10 protein-coding genes and 6 pseudogenes are annotated in these 22,305 nt (G+C 53.4%); 7 read left to right on the top strand and 9 right to left on the bottom strand.

Going from position 1 to position 22,305, the window contains the following annotated elements:
• Positions 1-261 precede the first annotated feature (261 nt).
• Complete coding sequence (locus AD948_RS13565; RefSeq protein WP_061472386.1) at positions 262-2,670, bottom strand: recombinase; 2,409 nt, start codon at positions 2,668-2,670, stop codon at positions 262-264.
• A gap of 216 nt (positions 2,671-2,886) precedes the next feature.
• The gene (locus tag AD948_RS13570; RefSeq protein WP_061472387.1) at positions 2,887-3,483 is read right to left on the bottom strand and encodes a cysteine hydrolase family protein; all 597 of its coding nucleotides are present in this window, start codon (positions 3,481-3,483) and stop codon (positions 2,887-2,889) included.
• Between the two features lie 86 nt (positions 3,484-3,569).
• On the opposite strand from AD948_RS13570, the gene AD948_RS17860 reads away from it, so the two are divergent.
• The 3 genes from AD948_RS17860 (at position 3,570) to AD948_RS13585 (ending at position 9,722) form a co-directional block, all read left to right on the top strand.
• Positions 3,570-4,445 carry an MOSC domain-containing protein gene (locus tag AD948_RS17860; protein WP_156479037.1) on the top strand — a complete coding sequence of 292 codons (876 nt, stop codon included), beginning with the start codon at positions 3,570-3,572 and terminating at the stop codon, positions 4,443-4,445.
• 393 nt (positions 4,446-4,838) lie between these two features.
• Positions 4,839-7,136 (top strand): penicillin acylase family protein, encoded by a 2,298-nt coding sequence (locus AD948_RS13580; protein ID WP_061472389.1) that lies wholly within the window; start codon positions 4,839-4,841, stop codon positions 7,134-7,136.
• A 900-nt stretch (positions 7,137-8,036) separates the two neighbouring features.
• The gene (locus AD948_RS13585) at positions 8,037-9,722 is read left to right on the top strand and encodes a cyclic peptide export ABC transporter (protein ID WP_061472390.1); all 1,686 of its coding nucleotides are present in this window, start codon (positions 8,037-8,039) and stop codon (positions 9,720-9,722) included.
• Between the two features lie 100 nt (positions 9,723-9,822).
• Here AD948_RS13585 and cynS read toward each other — a convergent pair whose 3' ends face one another.
• From cynS to AD948_RS13600, 3 genes are all read right to left on the bottom strand, one after another.
• Positions 9,823-10,278: a cyanase gene (cynS, locus tag AD948_RS13590; protein WP_211264489.1), complete on the bottom strand. Its 456-nt coding sequence runs from the start codon at positions 10,276-10,278 to the stop codon at positions 9,823-9,825.
• Positions 10,279-11,806: 1,528 nt separating this feature from the next.
• Positions 11,807-12,337, bottom strand: coding sequence for a regulatory protein RecX (locus tag AD948_RS13595; protein ID WP_156479038.1), 531 nt, complete (start codon positions 12,335-12,337; stop codon positions 11,807-11,809).
• Between the two features lie 213 nt (positions 12,338-12,550).
• Positions 12,551-13,801, bottom strand: a complete 1,251-nt coding sequence (locus AD948_RS13600) for an IS701 family transposase (RefSeq protein WP_061472393.1) — start codon at positions 13,799-13,801, stop codon at positions 12,551-12,553.
• Positions 13,802-14,493: 692 nt separating this feature from the next.
• Between AD948_RS13600 and AD948_RS13605 the strand changes: the two genes are divergently transcribed.
• Positions 14,494-15,696 carry an aminotransferase class I/II-fold pyridoxal phosphate-dependent enzyme gene (locus AD948_RS13605; RefSeq protein ID WP_061472394.1) on the top strand — a complete coding sequence of 401 codons (1,203 nt, stop codon included), beginning with the start codon at positions 14,494-14,496 and terminating at the stop codon, positions 15,694-15,696.
• 310 nt (positions 15,697-16,006) lie between these two features.
• Here the strand turns inward: AD948_RS13605 and AD948_RS13610 are convergent.
• The 4 pseudogenes from AD948_RS13610 to AD948_RS19005 all read right to left on the bottom strand — a co-directional run bounded on the left by AD948_RS13610 (position 16,007) and on the right by AD948_RS19005 (position 18,545).
• Positions 16,007-16,905: pseudogene (locus AD948_RS13610) on the bottom strand (IS5 family transposase).
• Positions 16,906-16,972: 67 nt separating this feature from the next.
• A pseudogene (locus AD948_RS13615) lies at positions 16,973-17,180 on the bottom strand (transposase); the annotation flags it as partial.
• 270 nt (positions 17,181-17,450) lie between these two features.
• Positions 17,451-18,245, bottom strand: a pseudogene (locus tag AD948_RS13620) (IS701 family transposase); the annotation flags it as partial.
• A pseudogene (locus AD948_RS19005) lies at positions 18,220-18,545 on the bottom strand (transposase). The pseudogenes AD948_RS13620 and AD948_RS19005, both read right to left, overlap by 26 nt.
• A gap of 255 nt (positions 18,546-18,800) precedes the next feature.
• Between AD948_RS19005 and AD948_RS17875 the strand changes: the two are divergent.
• The 3 genes and pseudogenes from AD948_RS17875 to AD948_RS13635 form a co-directional block, all read left to right on the top strand.
• Positions 18,801-21,374 carry a TonB-dependent siderophore receptor gene (locus tag AD948_RS17875; protein WP_082782461.1) on the top strand — a complete coding sequence of 858 codons (2,574 nt, stop codon included), beginning with the start codon at positions 18,801-18,803 and terminating at the stop codon, positions 21,372-21,374.
• 241 nt (positions 21,375-21,615) lie between these two features.
• Positions 21,616-21,813, top strand: a pseudogene (locus AD948_RS13630) (IS5/IS1182 family transposase); the annotation flags it as partial.
• Between the two features lie 61 nt (positions 21,814-21,874).
• Positions 21,875-22,257: pseudogene (locus AD948_RS13635) on the top strand (IS5 family transposase); the annotation flags it as partial.
• Positions 22,258-22,305 lie beyond the last annotated feature (48 nt).

Genomic DNA, 22,305 nt, shown 5'->3' on the forward strand with positions numbered 1-22,305 from the left:
TAGAAAGGACTGGAAGAGCTTCATCACTGTGTACCCTTGCCATGCCGGCAGACCGGTGACTGTAGAGACCCAAAACGCACAGGCTGCCAGCATAGTGCTGGCAGTTTCTGTGCGTTGTTTCACATCAACGCCTACGAAGGTACGGCCAGCAAAAACTGTACTAACAACACAAACTCAAGTCTCCGCAAACAGTGTCTGTCGATAGATTTCTTGGGCTCTACCCCTTGCCATCACGCGCCGGGTGGCCGACCTTTAGGCTCCTCAGATCGGACAGACCCCGCTGGCGCATTGCAGGTGCGCCCAGTCCACCACTTCACGCACCTCGTCATCCTGGATCATAGCCGTGATGGCCGCAAATTTTCCTGCCGAGACTTCTTCCTCCGGCAGGTATTCATAGCCAAGGCCGGAATCCGGACGGCTGGGCAGCACGGCGCAGCAGCGCACATGCGGCTGGTTGGCCGCCACCATGGCGCGGAAACTGTCCAGACTATGCCGGTCGGTATAGACCTTGAGCGTGTAGGACACCTGATTCCCCTGCTCCGCACCGATCCAGTATTTCTCCAACAGTTCCAGCCAGCGATACTGCTCCTCTGGAGTAGCTTCCGGGGCGGTGAGCACACGCTCGCCCATGCCGAGGCGCTGAATGAACGGCACGGTGGGAAAGCCAACAATGCTCATGCCGGGAAAACTGCGCAGCGAACGCACGGGATAACCCTTGCGCTCATAGGCGGGCAGCAACGGGTCGGTTCCTGCTTCCCACGTGCCGTCTTCCCGCCGCACGCCCTTGAACTGCACCCAACGAAGATACTGCCGCCTCGCGGGCAGATGCGCGCCTTCGGTCAGACCGAACAGTTTGGAGGTGGTGCCCGCAGGTTTGACTGTTGTGACCGTAACCGGTCGGGCAGCCCCGGTCTCGCGCGCATAAGCATTTGCCTCGCTTTTGGCGATCGTGGAGAGTTCCCGCACCGCGTTCCAGAACGGGGCTGCGCGATTCTCATCCAGCAGATCACGGAAGTCGAGACCAAAGCGCACCCATGCCCATTCATGCAGGCCGGTTGGGCCGATACCGATACGGTTGGTCCGCCGCACTTCCTCACCATACAGGGCGTCCATACGGTTGGCACGCAGCAGGAACCGCACACCCAGCCGCACGGAATCCCGCACGCGGGCATCCCATACTGCCGCCGTCTCAGTCGGCACCTGACCGGGCGTCACCTCTTCAGGCGTCACGGGACAGGCCAGCAATGGAGCGAAATCACCAATCACACAATAACCACCCGTGACATGCAGCGTAATCTCGCCGCACGGGTTGGTCGTGACCGGGAAATGCGCGGACGTGGCCCGTTGTGCCAGATCAGCCAGCAGGGCTGCCCCCTCGGTGGCCTGATAACGGTGCGAGCGAAAATCCCGCCCGTCCGCATGCACCTGTTTGAGCCGTGCGCTGCCGGTGCGGTTATCTTCCAGCCGGTCACCGTTGATGAAACCAGGCTCGCCATTGATCCATGCGCATCGCGTGGCCTCGGCAAACACCGTGCGGGCGTGGTCGGCCAAGGGACCAGCCTTCGCGGGATCGTTCACGTAATCCCAGAATTCGGCATCCACCATGACGGAATGGTTGGCGGTCCACAGGCCGCCTTCCTCCTTGGCGCGGATGAAGCGCAACACATCCGCATCCCGCCATGACTTGGTCGCCATGCGTGCGGCCCGGCGGGCACCTCCCACCTGCACTTCGACCGACAGATAATGGTCCACCCGTAGCGCCTGTTCCCATAACGGCATGCTACCTGCGCGCGCTGCCTCGATCACATGTTCACGCATATTGAGCAGCCCGCGCAGCAACGAGACCGGCCCCGAAGCAGGCCGTCCCTGCATGCCTGCAATCGGGCTGCCAGCACAGCGGATGGCGCTGAAATCGAGCACCAGCGTGCGGTCGCGTTCGCCACGGAAGGCCATCGCCTCAATGATCTCGACCGCCTTACCCCAGCCTTCACGGCTGTCCTCAATCATATGGACGAGATCACTGCCTTCCGGCTGCCGGGACATTACGGTTCTTTGCAGAAAGGCGTGGACCTGTGCCTCCATTTCCGTATCGAAGGCGTCCAGCGCCGTGCCCCAAGGCAAAAGCTGCATCTCAAGGCCGAACTGCAACAGGCTGGCGCGGTCATGCGGATAGTCCGGGTGGTCGGGCGAGAGGACGAACTTCAGGTCCGGAGCCTGCGCCCAGTCCACTACACACAGCTCATCATCATAGGCACGCCCCACGCCGGAGCCATTAAGCAGCAAGTAGAATTTGGCGAAGGAACAGATGGCCGTCGCGCAGTTGGTGAACATCTCCATATTGCGGTTCGGCTGCGTGCTGTCGCCATGCTGCAGATGGCGGCCTGATGTGAGCAGCGCCCCGGTAGCGATGGCGTTACGGAGTTGCATGATCTCTGCATCACCGACCGTAGCTAGTAGGCCAGCATTGCCTTCGGCGACACGGTCGGCAACACGGCCGAAATCTTCCCGGTCGGAAGGCCGGAACACAGTCCGACGACCGACTGCCTCTCCCATACCGCGATCCAGAGGACGAGCCGGAACCGGTCGCGTTCCGAATGCCCCCTCAAACGGGCTGCGACCAGCCCTGCCCTCGCTCTGCTTCTCCGTAAACAACGAAAAATCTCCGTCCATGCACCGGCTCCATTCTGCGGGCGAGCGTGGTCCGTCCTCGGTGCCATAGTCGCTCATATTGTGTGATCTGAAACACCATGACACCAGATATTGTGTATTGCACGGATAAAATGGTGACCTAAGCAGACCTAATCGCTGTCAGCAGCAGTTTTCCTTGATCTGCATGCCAAATTCTTTTTATTGGCCTCCAGAACAGTGTCCGAAACGACTCCCGCTCTAGACATTCAGGTCCGGTCGGAAAGCTTTCAGGGTCGTTAAAATATCCTGCGTCAGCCTAATGTCCGCGAACTCTCCCCTGAGGTTGGCAAGACTTACGGCGTGGGCCAGTTTCGCGGGAAAGACGGTCCCGTCCGGCTCTGTTAGTCCATAGGTCCATGTCGCGTCGGAAACCAGGGTGACGCGAAAGCCTAGATTTGCCGCCATGCGTGCCGTCGTCTCGACACAGTGGTTGATCGTGGCTCCCACAATCGTGAGGCTAGTAAGTTCATGCTCTCGAAGAAATGCTTCCAGCTCGGTGCCGATGAAGGCGCTGTTTTCACGTTTGACAATCACCGGCTCGGATTGAAGCTCCTGCGCTTCAGGCATGACCCGATAACCGGGCTTGTCGGGGCGAAATTTTGACTCTGGATTCCTGCTGAAGTGGCGGACATGGATGACCTGTTGACCTGTCTGGCGATAACTGTCGAGAATACGACATATATTTTCGAGAGCATCTGGGTTACTTGGAACGGCACCTTCTGCGTCCATCAACCTGAATGCTTCCTGGACATCGACAGTCAGAAGTGCGTTGCGGTTGTTGGGATCAGGAATCATGGGTCATATCCATCCTGGGCCTTTTCATCTGAGGCGAGGGGAAGCGCAGGGTTGTGACAGAGGGCGGCTGCGGTCAAGGACCTTGTGTGGCCCGCAACCGAAAGTGGCAGGGAGAGACTTCGCCAGTGTTCGTGCCTTATTCCCCCTGCGTCGAGGATCTCGCGATCTATCCCGTTAAGGGAATGCAGGGGCACAGTGTAAGAAGCGCAGTTGCGGAAGAATGTGGCTTGCTGGGCGATCGGCGATGGATGGTGGTGGACACAAACGGGATATTCCTGAGTCAGCGGGAGCTACCAGGCCTTGCAAGACTCTCTCCTTGTTTGGGTGAGCATACTCTTTCCCTGACGACCGGTAGCGAGACTATTCATGTGCCCTTTCCGGACGCCAAAGCAGTAATCCGAGAGGTCAGGATCTGGCACGATACGTTACCCGTCAGGGATGGTGGAGATCAGGCCGCACAGTGGCTCAGTCGTCAGTTGGGTCGCGCAGTTCGTCTTGTCTTTCAGAATGATCCGGCCCTGCGCCGAACCGATGTAACCTATGCGCCAACGCAGCCATCCGTCAGTCTGGCCGATGGCTTTCCCCTGCTGATCACATCCACCGCCTCTCTTGACGATCTCAATCAGCGTATGGCGACTGATGTGCCAATGGCACGGTTCCGGCCGAACATTGTGGTCACAGGCTGCTCTGCATGGACGGAAGATACATGGCGGCTGATCAGGATCGGCGCCTGCGTTATCCGGCTGGTGAAGCCGTGTGCGCGATGCGCTGTGATCCTCGTCGATCAGAAGACGGGAGAAAAACCGACACCACGAGAGCCTCTGCGGACGTTGGCGACATTCCGTCGCGGGCGCCGTGGTGTCATGTTTGGTCAGAATGCCATCGTCGTAAAATCAGGCGTGATCTGTGTGTCAGACCGAATTGAACTACTCGAAATCGGCCCTGTCGATCTCGACATGTGAGCGCACAGAACGCCTCAAAGAAAGGTTCGGCTTGTACACATGGGGCGGCTCAATAAAAAAATACGGGGATAAGGTTCATAAATCGCGCCCAGAGGCGTCTATCGACCATGAGAAAATCTGCGGTTACCGTATCCCGGAGAGCAGCACGACGGAACCACTTCGCGTCACGCAGGCGAAACGGGACCTGCGGTGATCTTCTTTCCCACGCGCCAAGTGCAGCTCCATACAGATTGCGGGATCTGAAGCCTGCTGGACCGTCTCTTTGTGCTGCACCGGGCCCTTCTCACTCCCCCATAACAACAAGTCCGTCTCCTGTGCGATGCCTGGCGAACAGATGCGTAGCGCAATCGCACATACGCAATGGCATCAGAGACGTGCCGGAATATACTGAGCATGCGTAAAATCCGAGTATGGGCTGCAGGCATTGCGCTTGGTTGCCTTTCCTTTCCTCTCTCCAATTCCGGAATGGCTTCAGAGTTTGCCTCAGAGCATGTGACTGTGGCGTGGATGCCCCATGGAATCCCGCACATTACCGCGAGGGATTTTCGGGGCCTCGGGTTTGGAACGGGGTATGCCTATGCTCGGTATAACGCCTGCCTTCTGCTCGATACGGTGATAACCGTAAATGGGGAACGTTCCCGATATTTTGGGGCTGACGGCGAAGCAACGCCAGGTTTTCAGACGGTCTCCAATCTGGACAGTGACGTGTTTTTTCGAGGGTATTTCGACCCGAATGCTCTGGAGAGTGAATACCGAAAACATCATGCCCGAGCCTGGCAGTTGATTTCCGGATACGCTGCCGGGGTCAACAGCTTTCTCGGGAGCGCCAATGCGGTCGGCCAGATGGCAAGTTGCAATGGAAAACCCTGGGTTCACCCCGTGACACCACGCGACATCATGATGGTTATCGCACAGAAAAGCGTCCTGACCAGTGGTTCGGCTTTCGCTGGCGCTTTTGCTTCCGCGAGCCCCCCAGATGCACCGTCTCGCGCGAATGATCGTTCGGCTGCACCGGAGCCAGCGGACAAGCACATTGGGAGTGTTGGCAGTAATGCGTATGCCTTTGGCTCTGATGTAACACAGGCTCATACGGGTATTCTTGTGGGCAACCCGCACTTCCCATGGAATGGCCCTAACCGTTTTTTCGAGTTGCGTCAGACGATCCCCGGACAGATCGATGTGCGGGGCGCGGCTCTGGGCGGCTTTCCTCTGGTTAATATTGGGTATAACAATGATGTAGCGTGGTCGCACACGGTCTCCACAGGACAACGCTTCACGATTTTCCGACTTGCGCTGGTGCCCGGACATCCAGATCAGTATCTGGTGGACGGAAAGGCGGAGACTATGGACCGCCGCGCAATTACTGTCCCCGTCCTGACGTCTGCGGGAACGGTCGTGCCTCAGACCAGGACTGTTTTCTGGACACGGTTTGGAGCAGTTGTTGTTGCCAAAGGACGTGGTCTTCAGTGGGACGACAAGCAGGCTTTTGCTCTGGGAGATAGCGAGCGGAACAACACGCGCCTGATCGATCAGTGGCTGCGTATCGGCACTGCAACATCTTCCTCGGATCTTCTTGCGGGTCTCAAGGAAGTTCATGGCCTGCCATGGGTCAACACCGTGGCCGCGGATCGAAGTGGGACTATCCTGATGGCCGATGAGTCAATTGTGCCAGCCATCACTGTCAGTCCGGAAAATCATTGTATTCTCAGAGGGGCTACTGGCGGTGGACCGTTGGTGATGGATGGCTCGCACTCTGCGTGCGACTGGACGACGGCCCCTCCCCTCTCGACCGATCTCATGCCTGCGGTCCTTCGGAAAGATTACGTGTTCAATAGCAACGATCCGGCATGGGCGTTTAATAAAAACGGTCGCATGGCAAACGTGCCGCCGATCGTTGGCATGATGGGGAAACCGTTACGACCACGGTCGCGCATGAGCATTCTTGCTGTTGAGAGCAGGCTGAAAGCGGATCATTCTGCTCTAACGCCGGACGAGGCGGCGAACATTGTTCTGGATGACCGAAACTATGCGGCCACACTCGTGCAACCAGCGCTTGCGGCGTTGTGTCACGGAGCCGAGCAGCGGACGGCCGAGCAGGATGGTGCATGTGGCGCTCTGGAAAAATGGGATGGTCGCGACACTCCTCAAAGCGAGGGGGCTGTGCTTTTCCGGGAGTTCTGGCAGAAAGCGCGCAATATTCCTGACCTGTGGAGTGTGGCCTTTACTCCGGATGACCTGCCAGACACTCCCGGAACACTGGCTGTCACTAATCCGGTGGTGCGACAGGCCCTGCTGGACACGCTTGGTGCCGCAGCGCAGAAACTCCAGTCCCTGCACTTCCCTCTCTCGGTTCCTCTGGCCGCAGTGCAATACCGGGAAACCCCGAGGGGTAAAGTGGCCGTTCCAGGCGGCCGGGAATTCGAAGGTACACTCAATATTGCCGGGTTTGGGGCTCTGGGTACCGATGGTTATGGACATGCCGACATCGTCGGCACCAGTTATTTGCAGGTTGTCTCGTGGGAAAAAGGCCTACCTAAAGCCCGTGCCATCCTGACATACGGTCAGTCTGCAGAGACGAACCTGCCAGAATACGACGATCAGACAGAGCTTTACGCGCGGAGCCAACTTTTACGGCAACCATTCGACCAGCCTGCGATTTCTACCGAGCATTTGCAGGTTCCATCTCACTGAAGGGTTTTTCAATCTGCGTAATTGTGAGGCATGACTTTCTCCCTGTGGTCTATCCAGATCACTCACGAACTCCATGCCTTGGCAGCCCTTACGCGTTTAAGGAATGCCGGCTCAATCTAATGGATGCCTCTTCATGGTGATTAAGGGACCGCACCACCATGCAGGGACACGCTAATGTCACCTAGCCGAAAGAACACGGTTCTCAAGGGCATTCGGCCACTGAATTGTGTAGCGCAAAATGTAGCGGCGTAGCGCCTGTTCCTGGACGAACCAGCCAACGTTCTTACATCTGCCTATCCTTCCACAATTGGTTCAGACTGGCCCGGCTAACGCGTATCTTACCGTCCGGATTGGTGATTTCTCATCGTCCAGACTGAGCGGATCGCGGGCATGGGAGGATATGGTAGCAGGTCCCCCGACGTAAGTGTGGTTTATAAAAACGCTGCATCAGCGTCTATGTCCACGAGCCAAAAACGCGAATGCATCCTATTCGCTATAAATTTCCGAAAAGTTGGAAGGGCGTTGATCATGCGGCGGTTCAAACAACGAGCACGGATGAAAGATCAGACTGAACGTGCTCAGGTTATTGCAGGATATCTATTCTTCTGCCGCCGCAATCCTCGCGTTTCAGGCAAATGACGCATGTCACGGGCGACACGAAGCTCTGCAGCCAAGTGTCGTCTCAGATTACCCGAGAACCCGAAAACCCACGCAGGCCGTGTAGCGACGAGAGATACTCTAGGCATTGGGTCCTCATGTTCGAGAGTCCTAACGAAGATCTTTCCTCACATTCTTTCGTTCTGCGGCTACATCCTTTTACCAAGTGGCTATCAGGACCTTACTGTCTGGTACAGCGGCCCGGGATCTCAGTATTTCCATTTCATCCGGGAGAGCTTAGCCATGGCAGCCCCTTCATCAGCGCCTCGTAAGCGGGGCTTTCTGGGTGACATCATCACCCTGCTCCGGCCATTCTGGTCTGTGACACTTCTTTCGACACTGGTCGGGACGCTGGGAGGGCTTGCCACGGCGTGGCTTCTGGCAAGCATCAACCGGGCTCTCCACGAACCAGATGGATTTACAGGCACTCTCGCGCTGCAATTTCTTGGTCTATGTGCTCTGTCGATAGCCGGTTCAGCTGTGGCAGGCATTGGAAACAGTGTGGCGGGACAGAAGATCATTGCCTGTCTTCGTCGAGACGTTGCGGCCCGTATTCTGGCGACACCAATAGACGTTCTGGAGCGGCATAAATCACATAAACTGCTGGCAATCCTTAACGGGGATATTGGAACGGTCAGTGCATTCACTTTTAATTTTGCCGGATACGCGGTTTCCTTCGCGACCGTAGTGGCAAGCCTATTCTATCTGTTCGTTATCTCGCCGTTGGCCTGCGCGATTGTTGTGCTTTCCTTTTCCGTTGGTACCGGACTAGCGCTGTGGCGCCGACAGATATGGCAGTCAGATTATCGGGAAGTCCGTGCCACCGAGGATGTTCTGCAAAAGCAGTACCGGACCATCACTGAAGGGGCGCGTGAACTACAGCTCAATCATGATCGCCGCCGGCATGTTCATGAAACGCTTCTCGCCGGCGCCGCCGATCGGATTGCCGATATCAAGATTGTGGCCATGCGGCGTTTCTGGCTGTTTGATTCGGTGTCTGAGGCGATCTTCTTCCTGACGGTGGCGGTTCTGCTGTCGACGCGGCCTTGGACGGGCCTCTCTGCGTCCGCTGTCAGTGGTGCTGTGCTGGTTCTTCTGTATGTCCGAGGCCCCCTTGAGCAGACCCTTCAGGCGCTACCAGCTATGAGCAGTGCCGAAATCTCAATGCAGCGCGTCGCTGATCTGACTGCGGAACTTCCTCTCGATAACGATCAGGATAGCGTTACCGATGCTCCTGTGTTTCACAAGGCAATCTCCTTGCAGGAGGCGGTGTACGCATTCCACAAGCCGGACAACATGCCGGATGGGATGGAGGGCTTCGTGCTTGGTCCTCTGAACCTGACGATCAGAAAAGGCGAGACCCTCTTTATCGTTGGGGAAAACGGGTCAGGCAAGACGACATTGGTGAAGCTTCTTCTTGGATTATACGCACCCACATCGGGTCAGCTGCTTCTGGACGGTGCGCCAGTGACCGCCGACAGCGTTTCCGGATATCGTCAGCTTTTTTCTTCGGTCTTTTCGGATTATTTTCTGTTTGATGACCTGGTAGCCCCATCCCCGCGGGATCTTGAGATTGCACGGCACTGGCTTGAACGGCTGGAGATCGGACATAAGGTCAAGGTCGTAGATGGCAAATTCAGCACGATTGACCTGTCTACAGGTCAGAAAAAGCGGCTGGCTCTGGTACAGGCGTTTCTTGATCATCGGCCGATCATGATGCTGGATGAATGGGCCGCTGATCAGGATCCGACGTTCCGCAAAATCTTTTATACGGAAATTCTCCCTGAACTGAAGGCGGTTGGCAGGACACTGATCGTTGTGTCCCATGATGATCGTTATTTCGACTGCGCTGATACGGTAATCGGCCTGAAAGCGGGGAAGATTATTGACGTAAAGGCCACGCCTCAAACTGCTTGTCTTGCCTCCTGAGGAGACTGTTACGTCAGGGAAAAACGCTCGTAAGTTCCGCTGTGATATGAGCCGTCAGTCCGGGACTGGCGGCTTTTCTTTTTTTAATAAGCGAAAACGATCAGAACGTTTTGTAGGGCAAAAATTTGCCACTCATGTTCAACTCCACACGATCACCTGCCTCATGGTGTTTACGCTTGATCTCGAATTTAAAGTCGATCGCACTCATGATTCCATCTCCGAATTCCTCGTGGATGAGTTCCTTGATTGCGGGGCCATACACGCTCACGATTTCATACAATCGATAAAGAAGCGGATCGGCAGGTGCCGTTCCTGCGAGAGCGCCCTTGGCTGGCGGAATCTGGAGCCAGGGTAACGCCGTCTGATCAAGGCCAAGAAACGCAACAAGCTTTGCTGCGTGATCTGCTGTAAAAGCCATTTGCCCCAGACAGGCTGTGGTCGTCCATTCCAGACTCTGGCCAAGTTCTCCAGCGATATCCGACCAGGACAGGCCTTTTGCGACACGAGCGATGATAATGGAATCTGTGACGTCCTGACGGCTTCTCATTATTGTCATGTTCTGGTTCTCCAATAGAATGGGTGTTTGTGTTAGCCCTACGGAAGCCAGATAGTTGGCACGGCGTCTGCTTCTCGCTCCCGTTGTTGATCGGTTCTTAAGCTTACTTGCTTCGCGCTCTTATAATTACCGTTTTATCCCGATCAGTTTACAACTGCGACGAATAGTCCTGTCGTGCAGGCTGTAGAACTGGGGATGGCAAGTGTGACCATCTCAGCGCCTCCTCCTGGATCGACAGAAGGACGAAGGTGTCGTCAAGAGAGATATCGAGATGTACAAGAAGGAACACGTGGATGTAAATCCGTGCATCGTGATAGTGCGCATCTATTTTCTGACGCGTATCCCTCGCGGGGCCAGTGTATGTCCCAGTTGATCTGCCTGCCTTTTCACCTACGGGAAAGGACGGGTGTATGGAAGAATGCACAGGTCTACTGTTTAACTGGGCCACCTCAGGTGACAGAAGGTGCACCGATTTCAATAGTCAGACACGTGGACATGCCGTTCGGGAATGCGGCCACATGATCTCCAGGCTAGCCAGATCGGCTATTCCCCAGCGCGTGATTGTTCTCGGCACGGAGCCAGCGACGGCAGCAGCAGGCTTGCGCCCCGCCCGCTCCTGTTTTCGCGTTACGATCCTGCGTGATACCAAGATACTGGACAACAGGCTCGTCAAGGAACGAGTGGCAGGAAAGCTATGTTCATCATGTGATGGTGATGTTGCCGGGAGACGTGGAAGCCAGTGTCCGCTCACGGCGAGACATGCTGCAATATGTTCAATCATCCGCGAAACGGACGCATATGACGCTGCTCTGTTCTCGACAAGCCTGCTCACGTACCCGCGTACATACTCTGTGTCACCGTCCTGTGATGCAGCTATCGCTGCAAGGAGCGTCCTGACCTTCTCATTGATACGTAATGGATGCGCGGATCTCAGCAGTCTTGTTACGCGATCCGCGACGATTTCGTCTCCCATGGCCTCTTTGAATGCACCAATTAGTGCTCGTGCATCCTGAACCGGAAAAAGCTGCGCAACAGGAGGAAGGCTTGACCGACAGGACCGGCTGGAAGGATCGGAAAGACTGTGAAGCAGCCATAACGCGACCTTCTCACTTTCGGTCAGTGCGCTCTCGTGTGTATGTGTGATCGCCATCGCAACCTCCTGGTGCTGCCCTCATCAAGGGAGTCTATGATTTCACCATAAATGCGACCACCTCTTACTTGCAACAATATATAAAAACATATCTGGCTTACAGTTTCTTTGGTTATTCAGAGTGGTTTTTTGAGATTGCAAGCCTCGAACCTGGATATCTCCAGGCACATTCCCAAGGCAGTTGCTCGCAAATAGTGCGCGACGGTGAGACGTTGCTCGACTGGCTTTGTCGGGGCACCGGGAAAGGTCGTGTTGACGGTGGTACGTCTTTCGATGAAGTGCTGACCAGCGTGTTGCTCGTGTCCGAGTTATCGGAAAATGGAGGATTTGATTTTCTGGTAGTCCTGCAACGATACGCGGACGGAAATATCTGGGACGTCAAACATCCGGAAGATCGTCGGCATTTGTCTCCATTACGCGCTGGATGATGTCATGCCGGTAACTTGCACGAGCAAGAATACCTTCTTCGCGTCGGATCCCTGCCCTGTCGACGGGATTAAGCCGGTAGGGTCCGATGCGCCGTTTCCGGGAAATCGTTAATGCAGCCTGGAATTCGATCTCCGGGTCAACGGCTCCAAGATCATCGAGTGCATCCCGGGATGCCCCTTTTTCAGCCAGTTTACGCATTGCGACCCGGGGTGACCGGCCACGTTTTATAAGGCTGTCGCGCTCTTTGGTGAGGCGTACTGTTGCTGAGAACGCCCCTTCCTGTTCCAGATCGTCAAGCACCTTCGTGAGAGCGGCTTTCGCAGCGTCAAGCGCTGGATCGTTCTCTTCAAAATTATGCTTATCGATCCGTCGGAGCAGTACCTGTTCGAGGGCACTTCGCCCAACCGGAAAGCGCGCGATATAGTCACGGGCGCTTGTGTCCAGAATGGCCTGCCATTGGGATGTCTGGTTACGACCCATGATTTTGTCCATTGTCTGCCCTTCTCTCGTCTGGATGTGGTCTGACTATAATGTTGGATATGTGGAGGCGCCATCCTCTAGCTCGTATAGGCTTTTAGCACTACAGTTGCATATTATGTTGTGAGTGAGCGCGGATAGCACTGGCCTGATGTGTTCGTCGAAAGACGGACCATCTGAGGATGTGGGCGAGGGGCAATGTGCGTTGTGAGAGTTTTACGACGAGACGCCTGATTTCCTGTATGGACCAGCGGACAAGGACTGTCGTGTCCGGTGCAGTGTTTTTTTCGATTTCAGTGCGTTTGCCTGGTAACGGACACTGGCCATGACGGCATAGGCGAGCATGACCAGAGAGACGTGCCGACGCCAACCATGCCAGGAACGGGTTTCGTTATGATCAAGACCGAATTCGTTTTTGGCCGTCTCGAAACATTCTTCGATTCTCCAGCGCGTGCCTTCAACGTTTACGAGTTCCTGCATGGTTGTTCCTTTTGGACACCATGTCGTAAAACAGGCAAGGTCTCCATCGGCGATGTTCCGGCGGATCAACCGGCCACGTGTCCATGGTCCGGCTATAGGGCAGTCAAATTCTTCAGCATCCAGATCGGCAAGCGGAAGATACGCCCAGTCGTATAACCGCTCGCCCTTTGTGCCGCTTCCCGCTGACAGACGGCACCAGGCCTGCTCTGGAAGATTTGCGGCAATATCTTTGGCTTCTCCTGCAATCAGCGAGCCTGTCGCCCATGACCCGAACCAGTGATTGCCTCTGACCCCAAGGACATATCCAATTCCTGTCCGGCGAAGCGTGCGTTCCACATCGCCGACGCCATACACGCTGTCTGCTGCAACCCAGCGGAAGGGCACACCGGCCTCAATACTCCGCTCAATCATCATCGAGGCTAACGCCGGTTTGGTTGCAAACACCACGTCATCGGGAACGTGGGCCTGTTTCAGGCGCTCACGGTTCGACGTCCAGTCTTTTGGAAGATACAGGGCGCGGTCAACAAAGGCGTGGCCCCGCGCCGATACATAAGTGGCAAATACACCAATCTGGCAGTTCGTGATCTTGCCGACAGAGCCCGTATATTGCCGCCCCACACCACAGGACGCCTGACCTTTCTTCAGAAAACCGGTCTCATCGATGACCAGCACGCCATCTTCAGTGCCCAGATGCTCGACCACATGCTCCCTGACGACATCGCGAAGGGCATCGGCATCCCAGTGCCCGCGCCCCAGAAGCGCCTGTTGCCGCCATGGACCGGGATCTCCTGCGGCTTCCGCACGCATCCATCCCGTCTTGCGTGGTTCATTGCCAATCAGAACGTCAAGGAAGGCGCACGCAGAAGCCGCAACACGCTTCTGCGTAAACAACGGCGCGATCCGCTCCTTGGCGGACCGAAGCCCGGACGCCCACAAATCCAGCGTCTCTTCAACAGACGCACCGCCACTCATCATATCCTGAATCATGGTGACCCATAGATTCAAAACTCAATATAATATGCAACTGTAGTGCTAGACAGTCGATTTGATGTGTCCCGCGTGAGGAAGCAGGATACGCGCTGAAATGCGGCGTCCAGTGATAAGTGCGGGCCATCTTTCCTCGATTTTCCGCGACAACTCTCCTGCGTAAGCTATCTCCCATAAGTGGGAAACTCCGGTAAGGGTGTTTTTGATTATTATGTCGCCAGTGACATTCTGTTTGCACCATAGACGGTTACCAAGCGCATTTTTGATGCTGCGTGAGAAAAAAACAGACCGAGTTCACTTCCTCAGCAAGGTTAATATTGCAATCTGAAATACGTCTAAGGAAAGTCTCGCGGTCGAAGGGACATGATTTGCTGATGCGACAGTGAGCCTGTTTCTTTCGGCAGGGTGATCTTTATCGTGGCTGTCGGAAGGAACGTCATAAATGACGCGTTGCAGACGAATACAGTTATCTCCGCCAAAAATGCGAACGCGATGCAGTCGCGTAAGGATTGTGCTCTGGCTGTCGGTCACGATCTCCTCAAAATAGCAGAATGATTTCCCTGTATAGGAGCGGAAATGCCCGCGAACCGTAGCATCTTATCAAGAAGCACGGCGATTGCATTGAACCGATCATCTCACACCGGGCTCTGTGCCAGCGTGCCAGTTCGGCCCACCCCATTTAGGAGGGCCTCATGCCCAAGACTATTCGTGCTCCGTACTTGAATGCCGTGGTACCTCCAATTTCGGTAAGCAGCGCCTACTACTTTCGTGATACGGAGGAGTTCCGGCGTTATAAAGCTGGAGAGATATCTGGGGGACGATACGGTCGGTATGATAATCCCTCATGGCTGCAGACAGAAGCTGAATTGGCCCAATTGGAAGGCACTGAGGCGGCCCTTCTGTTCCCATCGGGCATGAGTGCTGTGGCCAATACGGTTTCTGCGCTGTGCAAACAGGGTGATCGTATTCTTTATACGGGCTGCGCGTATCGCAATCTGCGGACATTCTTCAATGAGCAGATGAGCCAGTATGGCGTGGAATCCTGCGCGATATGTCAGGCTGATATTGAAGAATTCAACGAAGAATTTAAGAAGCAGTATGACAATCGATGTCGGATTGTATTTGTCGAAATGCCATCCAATCCGCACATGTATCTGGTTGATTTAGAATACATAAAGTCTGTCATTGACCCGTCGAAAACGCTGCTGATCGTGGACAGTACATTTGCAAGCCCGATTAACTGTCAACCGACGAAGTTCGGTGCTGATCTTGTTGTTCATAGTTGCACAAAATATCTCGGCGGCCACGGCGACCTGCTGGCGGGGTGTGTCTGCGGTTCGATGCAGTTAATTGATCCGATTCGTAACTATCGAAATATCTCCGGTGCGGTATGTGACGGGTTTACGGCTTTTCTGCTTTCCCGGAGTCTTGAAACGTTAGGCGTTCGTATGGAAAAACTCAATCGGACGGGCCTTACTGTTGCGAAAGCTCTAGAAAAAAACCCAATAGTTAGCCGGGTATATTATACGGGGCTATCAAAACACCCACATGCTTCGCTTGCTTCTAGATACCTTTCTGGTCATGGAGGAGTAATTGCTTTTGAACTTGGCTGTAGTGCTGAAGAGGCGGAAAAATTTATTGATAGGCTAGAGGTTCCTTTTATGGGCACAAATTTTGGTTCACATCATGCTATGGTTGAGCAATGTGCAGAATTTACGTATTATAAATTAAGTGGGGCGGAGCGTTCGGAAATGGGAATATCGGACACACTTATCCGTTACACGGTGGGATTACATACGCCAGATGTCGTTATTGATGATCTTGTCCGTAGCCTTAGAAGTATTTCTTTACAGATTCAGGACAATCGACGAAAATCACCAGTTGTTCATGTTTAGTGAGCATTGCAATCACTTCGTCTATTTCAATGAAAACCCATGACATAGGCGTCTCTTTTGATATTTCCCTATCAAAGAGGCAGGAGCAGGTGCAGAGTTCAAAGAACCATAGACTGAAGCCCTTGATACCTGATTTTTGACCTAACGGACGATGATTTCAATTTCTGTGTGATAGGTTGCGCTCTGTGTTCGAGGTATGGCAGGCGCTTCCGCAATCGGAATTACTACGGGTTGGCACTCATCCGCCTAAGCAAAGCTCTGTTGCACAATTTGGTCGATCGGCGTGGCGAGGCCGTTATAGAATTTTCCGTTACGCGACCGCGCGTGTGAGAGGGGTTCCGAGCGCTGTGAAGCGCTTGAGGATGGCGACGCGGATGTGAACTTCGGTGATCTGGCGGTCGAAATCGCGATTACTTAAGCGCTGGCCCAGTAGTTTGAAGCAGTGCATTTTCGTCTCGACGCGACTTCGTCGATGATAATCGCTCTATCGTCTCCAGATGGTTCGTCCAAGATGCTTGCAGGCCCGCAGGGCTTCATTCCTGGCAACGGCGCCTGGTGATGTGGATCTCCATGGTTTGCATTCCCGCGCGGGGGAATGATGGCCTGCGCGCCACGTTCGGCGATGGTCTCATGAGATGTCCTTGTATCATACGCGGCATCAGCAGTGACGCTGGCGATGTCTTCTTCATCGGGGATTTGCCCCAGAAGCATCGGCAGAACCGGAGCATCACCGACATTGTTTTTCGTGATCTCAACAGCCCTGATTTCCAGAGATCCTTCGTCGATCCCGATATGGAGTTTACGCCGGTGCCATTCACCTTCTCCCTCCACCTTGATCCCGGTGCTGTCGATCAGAAGATGGAGCGGGCCGTCCGAACGACGATAGGCAATATCGACCGTCAGGAATTTTTGCCGGCGGCTCAGCGTGCTGAAATCTGGCATAGACCACGCAAGTCCTGCCAGACGCAGGAAACTTTCAACGAAACCCATCGCCTGTCGCAGGGCAAAACCAAACAGAACCTTCAACGTCAAGCAGGTCTGTATCGCGGCATCGCTGTAACTCTGCTGACGGCCCCGACGCCCGGTCGGAAGGCCCTCCCAGTTCATCGACGGGTCAAACCACACTGTTAAAGACCCACGCTTCTTCAGCGACGCGTTAGAGGAGGAGCAATTCGTCGTTCGGTAACGCGTGGGCTTCGGCTTGCTCATGACAACCAGCCTACCAGACCAGATACACCCCATGAATCCCGCGCAGGCATTTCCGCAACAAAGCCCACCAGCGGCGCAAACGCCGGTGCACGTTTTTCCAGTCACCGAACAGGGACGGAAGATCACGCCATGGAATGACCGCGCGATAGCGATACAGTACCGTCTCCACAAATAGACGGTTATCCGCAGCCGTGCCACCGATATGACCTTCACGACCGGTGAAGAAGGTCCTTTATTCTCCTCCACTGTTCGTCGCGCAAACCATAACGTCGCATTCGTCGGTCTCCCCCAAAACCGGGAAAACAGACATCATAAAGCACCACAAAGTACAATCCTCATGTATCGCATTCTGGGCTTAACTGACGACACGCCGTAGCACTACTTTGGTAGAATTTCTTGTGGGGTCTGAAGTAGAAGGTTTCCACAGTGCGGACATTGCCCGGTGGGTGGTCGCAGGATGCGATCAAGGATAGCCTGTCGTATTGCTGGAATACTGGGCTGTGGAGGTGGGCCGGTGACTCTTTTTTTTTCCGCCCGACCGCCGTGAGGCGCCGGGACTGGAGAAAGGCGTAGGCCATCATGGACATCAGTGCGTGTCGGTGCAGGCCTGTCCATGATCGCCCCTCAAAGTGATCGAGGCCCAGTTCCTCCTTGAGTTGCTGATGAGCCTGTTCGCAGACCCATCGGACCTTGATCGCAGCGGCCAGTAGCCTGAGGGAGGTGTCGGCAGACAGGTTGGACAGATCGTATTTCCGTTCTCCGGTGGAACGGTGCTCGCCAATCAGCCAGGCTTCCTCTCCGGGCATATGCTGGGCCGTGCGGCCACCGATACGTTGGGCTGGACCATCTGCAACGCGTATCCGTATGGCTGCAAAGCGGGTAGCCAGGCCGCCTTTGGTTCCAAGACGCCAGATGACCCTGCGCCACGTTGCAGTTTCCAGTATCTTATGGGCAGGAACAGATTGCTGATCCGGTAACGGATGCATCCGGGATGGGCCGCGTTTCCTAACCGGAATCACCAGCTCCACATCGGCGGAATAGACTTTCTGATGACGCGGAATTCCGACTGCCCAGCGCAGGTTCCGTGTACTCAGGGCCTGACGGAATGGGGCAGACAGGCCATAACCGGCATCCGCTAGAACACAGCCAAAACGGACACTTGCAGCACAGAGGCGATCAATCTCTTCGATAGCCATCTCCGGTTTGGTCTGCGGGCCCTGATGTTCCAGTGGAATGCCAGCCCGCTTCAGGCGTACCGGATCTGCTGTCCAGCTGTCGGGCAGGAACAAACGGAGTACCAGCATCAGTGGCACTTCACGCGAAGTCAGTGTCACGGACACCAGTGTCTGACAATTCGCTTTCTTGCCCAGGGTCGAAGCATAATTGGGGAGCCACGCCAACAGAATGGTCTCCCTTTTTGGGAAGGGAGGTATCATCAATGATCAGCCACGAACGCTCGCCGCCCACCAGATGGTCAGCATGCCACCACAGAGCAGTCTCAAGTGGCGCACTGTCCCACGACCGGCACTGACGAAATGATGCAACAGGTCATAAGGAATATCGCCACTGCGTGCAGCCATGGGTTGCACACTCTTGCGGTCACCGGGTCCGATCAGGCCTGCAATGTAAGCCGGACGCATCGCCCTCTGCGCTTTGTGACCTGGTGCTGACAGAAATGGCGCAAGCCATACTTCCAGATCCGATCGTCAGTCGTTGTTCATCGCCAACTTGCATTGCAGCTGGTCTTCCATGAATCACAGATCGCTCCCGTTGGGAATCCTTATTCCAAATCTTCTGCCAAAGTAGTGGTAGAAGAACCTTCGAGTGTTAATTTCTGTCTGCTCCATACGTCTATGCGTCACCAAAATTATCTGACAATCTAAGGCAGGTTTTATATGCTCAGCAGTTCTCAAACAAGCCTCTTGACAGAAACAAAAACTTCTAAAAGAACCGCAGATATCCAAATTATTTTATTCTGGGCAATTGTTCCTATTGCTCTATCTTTTCCACGGTTGGCTCATGCGTCCTCCGATAAAGAAAATACCACGGTTCCTATCAGCATCCCGCGCGGTACACTTTCAAAATCGCTATTAAATATCGCGCATGCAGCGCATATACAAATTTCATTTGACAGAAGCATAACCGATGGAAAGATAGCCCCATCTTTGGAAGGAAGTTATACGCTGTCACACGCGTTAAAAATAATTCTTTCGGGGTCAGGTTTGTCCTATCACTCAGATGGAGCAACACTTGTAATAATAAAAAATAGTGAACATTCTATAATATTGGGTCCTGTTCGGGTGGCGGGCACGACGGAGCATGAATCAGCGACTGGACCCGGCATAGGATATGTTGCGCATTATACAGCCGCTGGATCAAAAACGGACGCACCTATTACAGAAATCCCGAACTCTATTTACGTTATTACAAAACAGCAAATGCAAGACCAACAGCCTCAAAATATCGTGGAGGCGCTTCGATATACCCCTGGAGTTTATGCTGGTCAGTATGGTACAGGCGATAATGGATCCATGGCCATTAATGGGACAGGGGGAGGAACTAGCGCTTCAATTTTAATGCGTGGTTTTAATGCGAGCCAATTCGTAGATGGATTGAATACACGAAGCTATTCAGCAGGAGAGACGGCCTTTGTAGAACGAGTTGAGGCGGTAAATGGCCCTGCTTCCGTACTATATGGACAGGTGGGGGCTGGCGGTCTAATTGCGACCAGCCTAAAAAAGCCGACAGATACCGCTATTCATAACGTATCATTAGGGTTTGGCAACTGGGGACGATATGAAGCCACTGCCGATATCGGGGATAACCTTACCAAATCTGGCAATCTCCAGTACCGAGTGGCTGCAATCGGCGTAACCCAAGGTTCGCAGACTGATTATATCCATTATAAAAGACTAGGTATTTTACCATCAATTAAATGGAAGATCGATAAAAAAACCAATCTAACTTTAATCGGTAGTTACGTATATACACCAAATGATGGAATAAATTGGGTTGGGTACCCTCTTAACGGAACGCTACTTCCAAATAATGGCCGCACGATACCTCGTAGTCGGTTTTTGGGTGACCCAAAAGTTAACAAATCAGGCGCGACATCTGCTGAATTTGAATATCAGTTTGATCATACTTTTAATAAATATCTATCATTTCAGCAGGTATTTCGATATTCTAATTCCAAACAAAGCATGAATCAATATTATGAAGATTACCAAAGTAGTGACGGGCAAACGCTATATCGTAATGCGTGGAAAAGTCGAAATAAAAATGATAATATCGGGCTTGATAGCAGATTTGTAGGTCATATTCCGACCGGTTCAGTAAATCAGACGCTTGTTGCAGGTATGGATTTTAGAAAAATAGATATTTCTCAGCCGCTTACCTATGATTTTAATGATTTTCCGATAGATATTTATAATCCAATTTATGGAGGTATTGAGCCTAATTATTCATTTACTGGCCCAGATTTTACATCTGTATCTAATACAAAATCTAGTTATTTCCAGAAAGGTATATATTTTCAGGACCAAATAAAATTTGGCCGTCTTTCTGTGATAGTCGGTGGACGACAAGATTGGGCCTCAGCATCCACAGATACCTACTCGGGAGGTGGAAATGGCGACGGCACATATACAGCAGTTCATTATACGAGAACGAGAGGGTACAGCGCATCAAAGTTTACTTGGCGCGCAGGGTTCACATATAATTTTAGCTTTGGCCTTACGCCATACTTTAGCTATGCTACCTCATTTTTGCCACAAGAAGGATCGTACGACTTCTCGGGTAAACCGATAGCTCCGTTACAGGGCGGCCAATTCGAGGCTGGTTTAAAATATTATATTCCGCATACAGATGTATTCCTCACTGCTGCTGCATACCATATCAAAGAGAATCATTATAAAACGACCGACCCAGAGCACCCAAATTATTCAATTGACGCGGGGACAGTAGTGTCAAAGGGCATCGAACTCTCTGCGCATGCGAATATTACGCACGACCTTCATCTTATTGCTTCTTATTCTTTTACTGATGCGAGGGTGACAAAAAGCGGAACATCAGAAATTTCCTATGATGCAACCGGAAATGAATTAGGTTATGTTCCTGAGCAAGGAAAGTATCTTAGAGCTGTTCCACGAAATATGGCGAATTTGTTTTTTGACTATACCTTGTCTGAAACTAGATTTCGTGGGCTTGGTATGAATTTTGGTGTCCGGTATACTGGTTTTACATACTCTAGCGATGCCAATTCTCTTAAGGTGCCTGCTTATACGGTATTTGATATCGGTGCGCACTATGAATTTGGAAATATGTCGTCAACGTTAAAAGGTCTTCGAGCGCAACTGGCAATCTCAAATCTAACTGATAAAGGTTACCTGACATCTTGTTATGGAAATGGAAGTTGTTCTTACGGACAGGGCCGAAGAGTTTACGGAAACTTGTCATATAGTTGGTAGTAAAACCAAAAATTTGCGTGCTATTTATACTGTGGAATGTTAGTGTCTGCCTCAAAAGGCGGCCTGATTGATTTTCCGCACAAGGGCCTGCGAGGCTGATTGATCGTCATGGTGGTGGTGCTGCCCGCCGCATCACACCTTGTCTCATGGAGGCCCTGGCGCAGCGGATTGAAGATCGAGGGTTCGAAAAACCCCTAGCTCTGACCTATTGATTGTGATTCCATTCGTGGTGGGAGGATGGATGATGAAGCAGCCGGGTTTCTTTAATGTTGAAGAGCGGCTTGCTCGGTTGAGTGGGCTTGGTGACCAACTCGAAGCATTTTCCCGGACTGTGGATTTTGAAGTGTTCCGCTCTGATCTGGAAAAGGCACTTGCCTATGCAGACGGCAGTAAAGGCGGTCGTCCGCCGTTTGATCCGGTGCTGATGTTCAAAATCCTAGGCTCAGGACCCATTGATTTGAAGGCGGCAATCTGATTCAGGCTATGTGAGAAGACTGAAGATGAGTGACCTGTATTGGCTGACGGATGAGCAGATGGATCGTTTGCATCCCTTTTTTTCCCAAAAGCCACGGCAGGCCACGCGTTGATGATCGTCGCGTGCTGAGTGGCATCATCTTCGTCAATCGTAATGGGTTGCGTTGGCGTGATGCGCCCCGGGAATACGGCCCCCACAAGACGCTCTACAACCGCTGGAAGCGCTGGATTACTATGGGGATCTTCATGCGGATGATGGATGGCCTGTCTGCCGCGAAGGCTGAGCCTCAGACTATTATGATTGATGCGACCTATCTCAAGGCACATCGCACGGCTTCGAGCCTGCGGTTAAAAAAGGGATCCAGGCCGCCTGATCGGACGCACTAAAGGGGGCATGAACACCAAGCTGGAGACCTGCAAAAACCGGTAGCGTTTGGACGGCTATGGTGATTCATTG

The organism is Acetobacter senegalensis, from assembly GCF_001580995.1.
GTDB lineage: Bacteria > Pseudomonadota > Alphaproteobacteria > Acetobacterales > Acetobacteraceae > Acetobacter > Acetobacter senegalensis.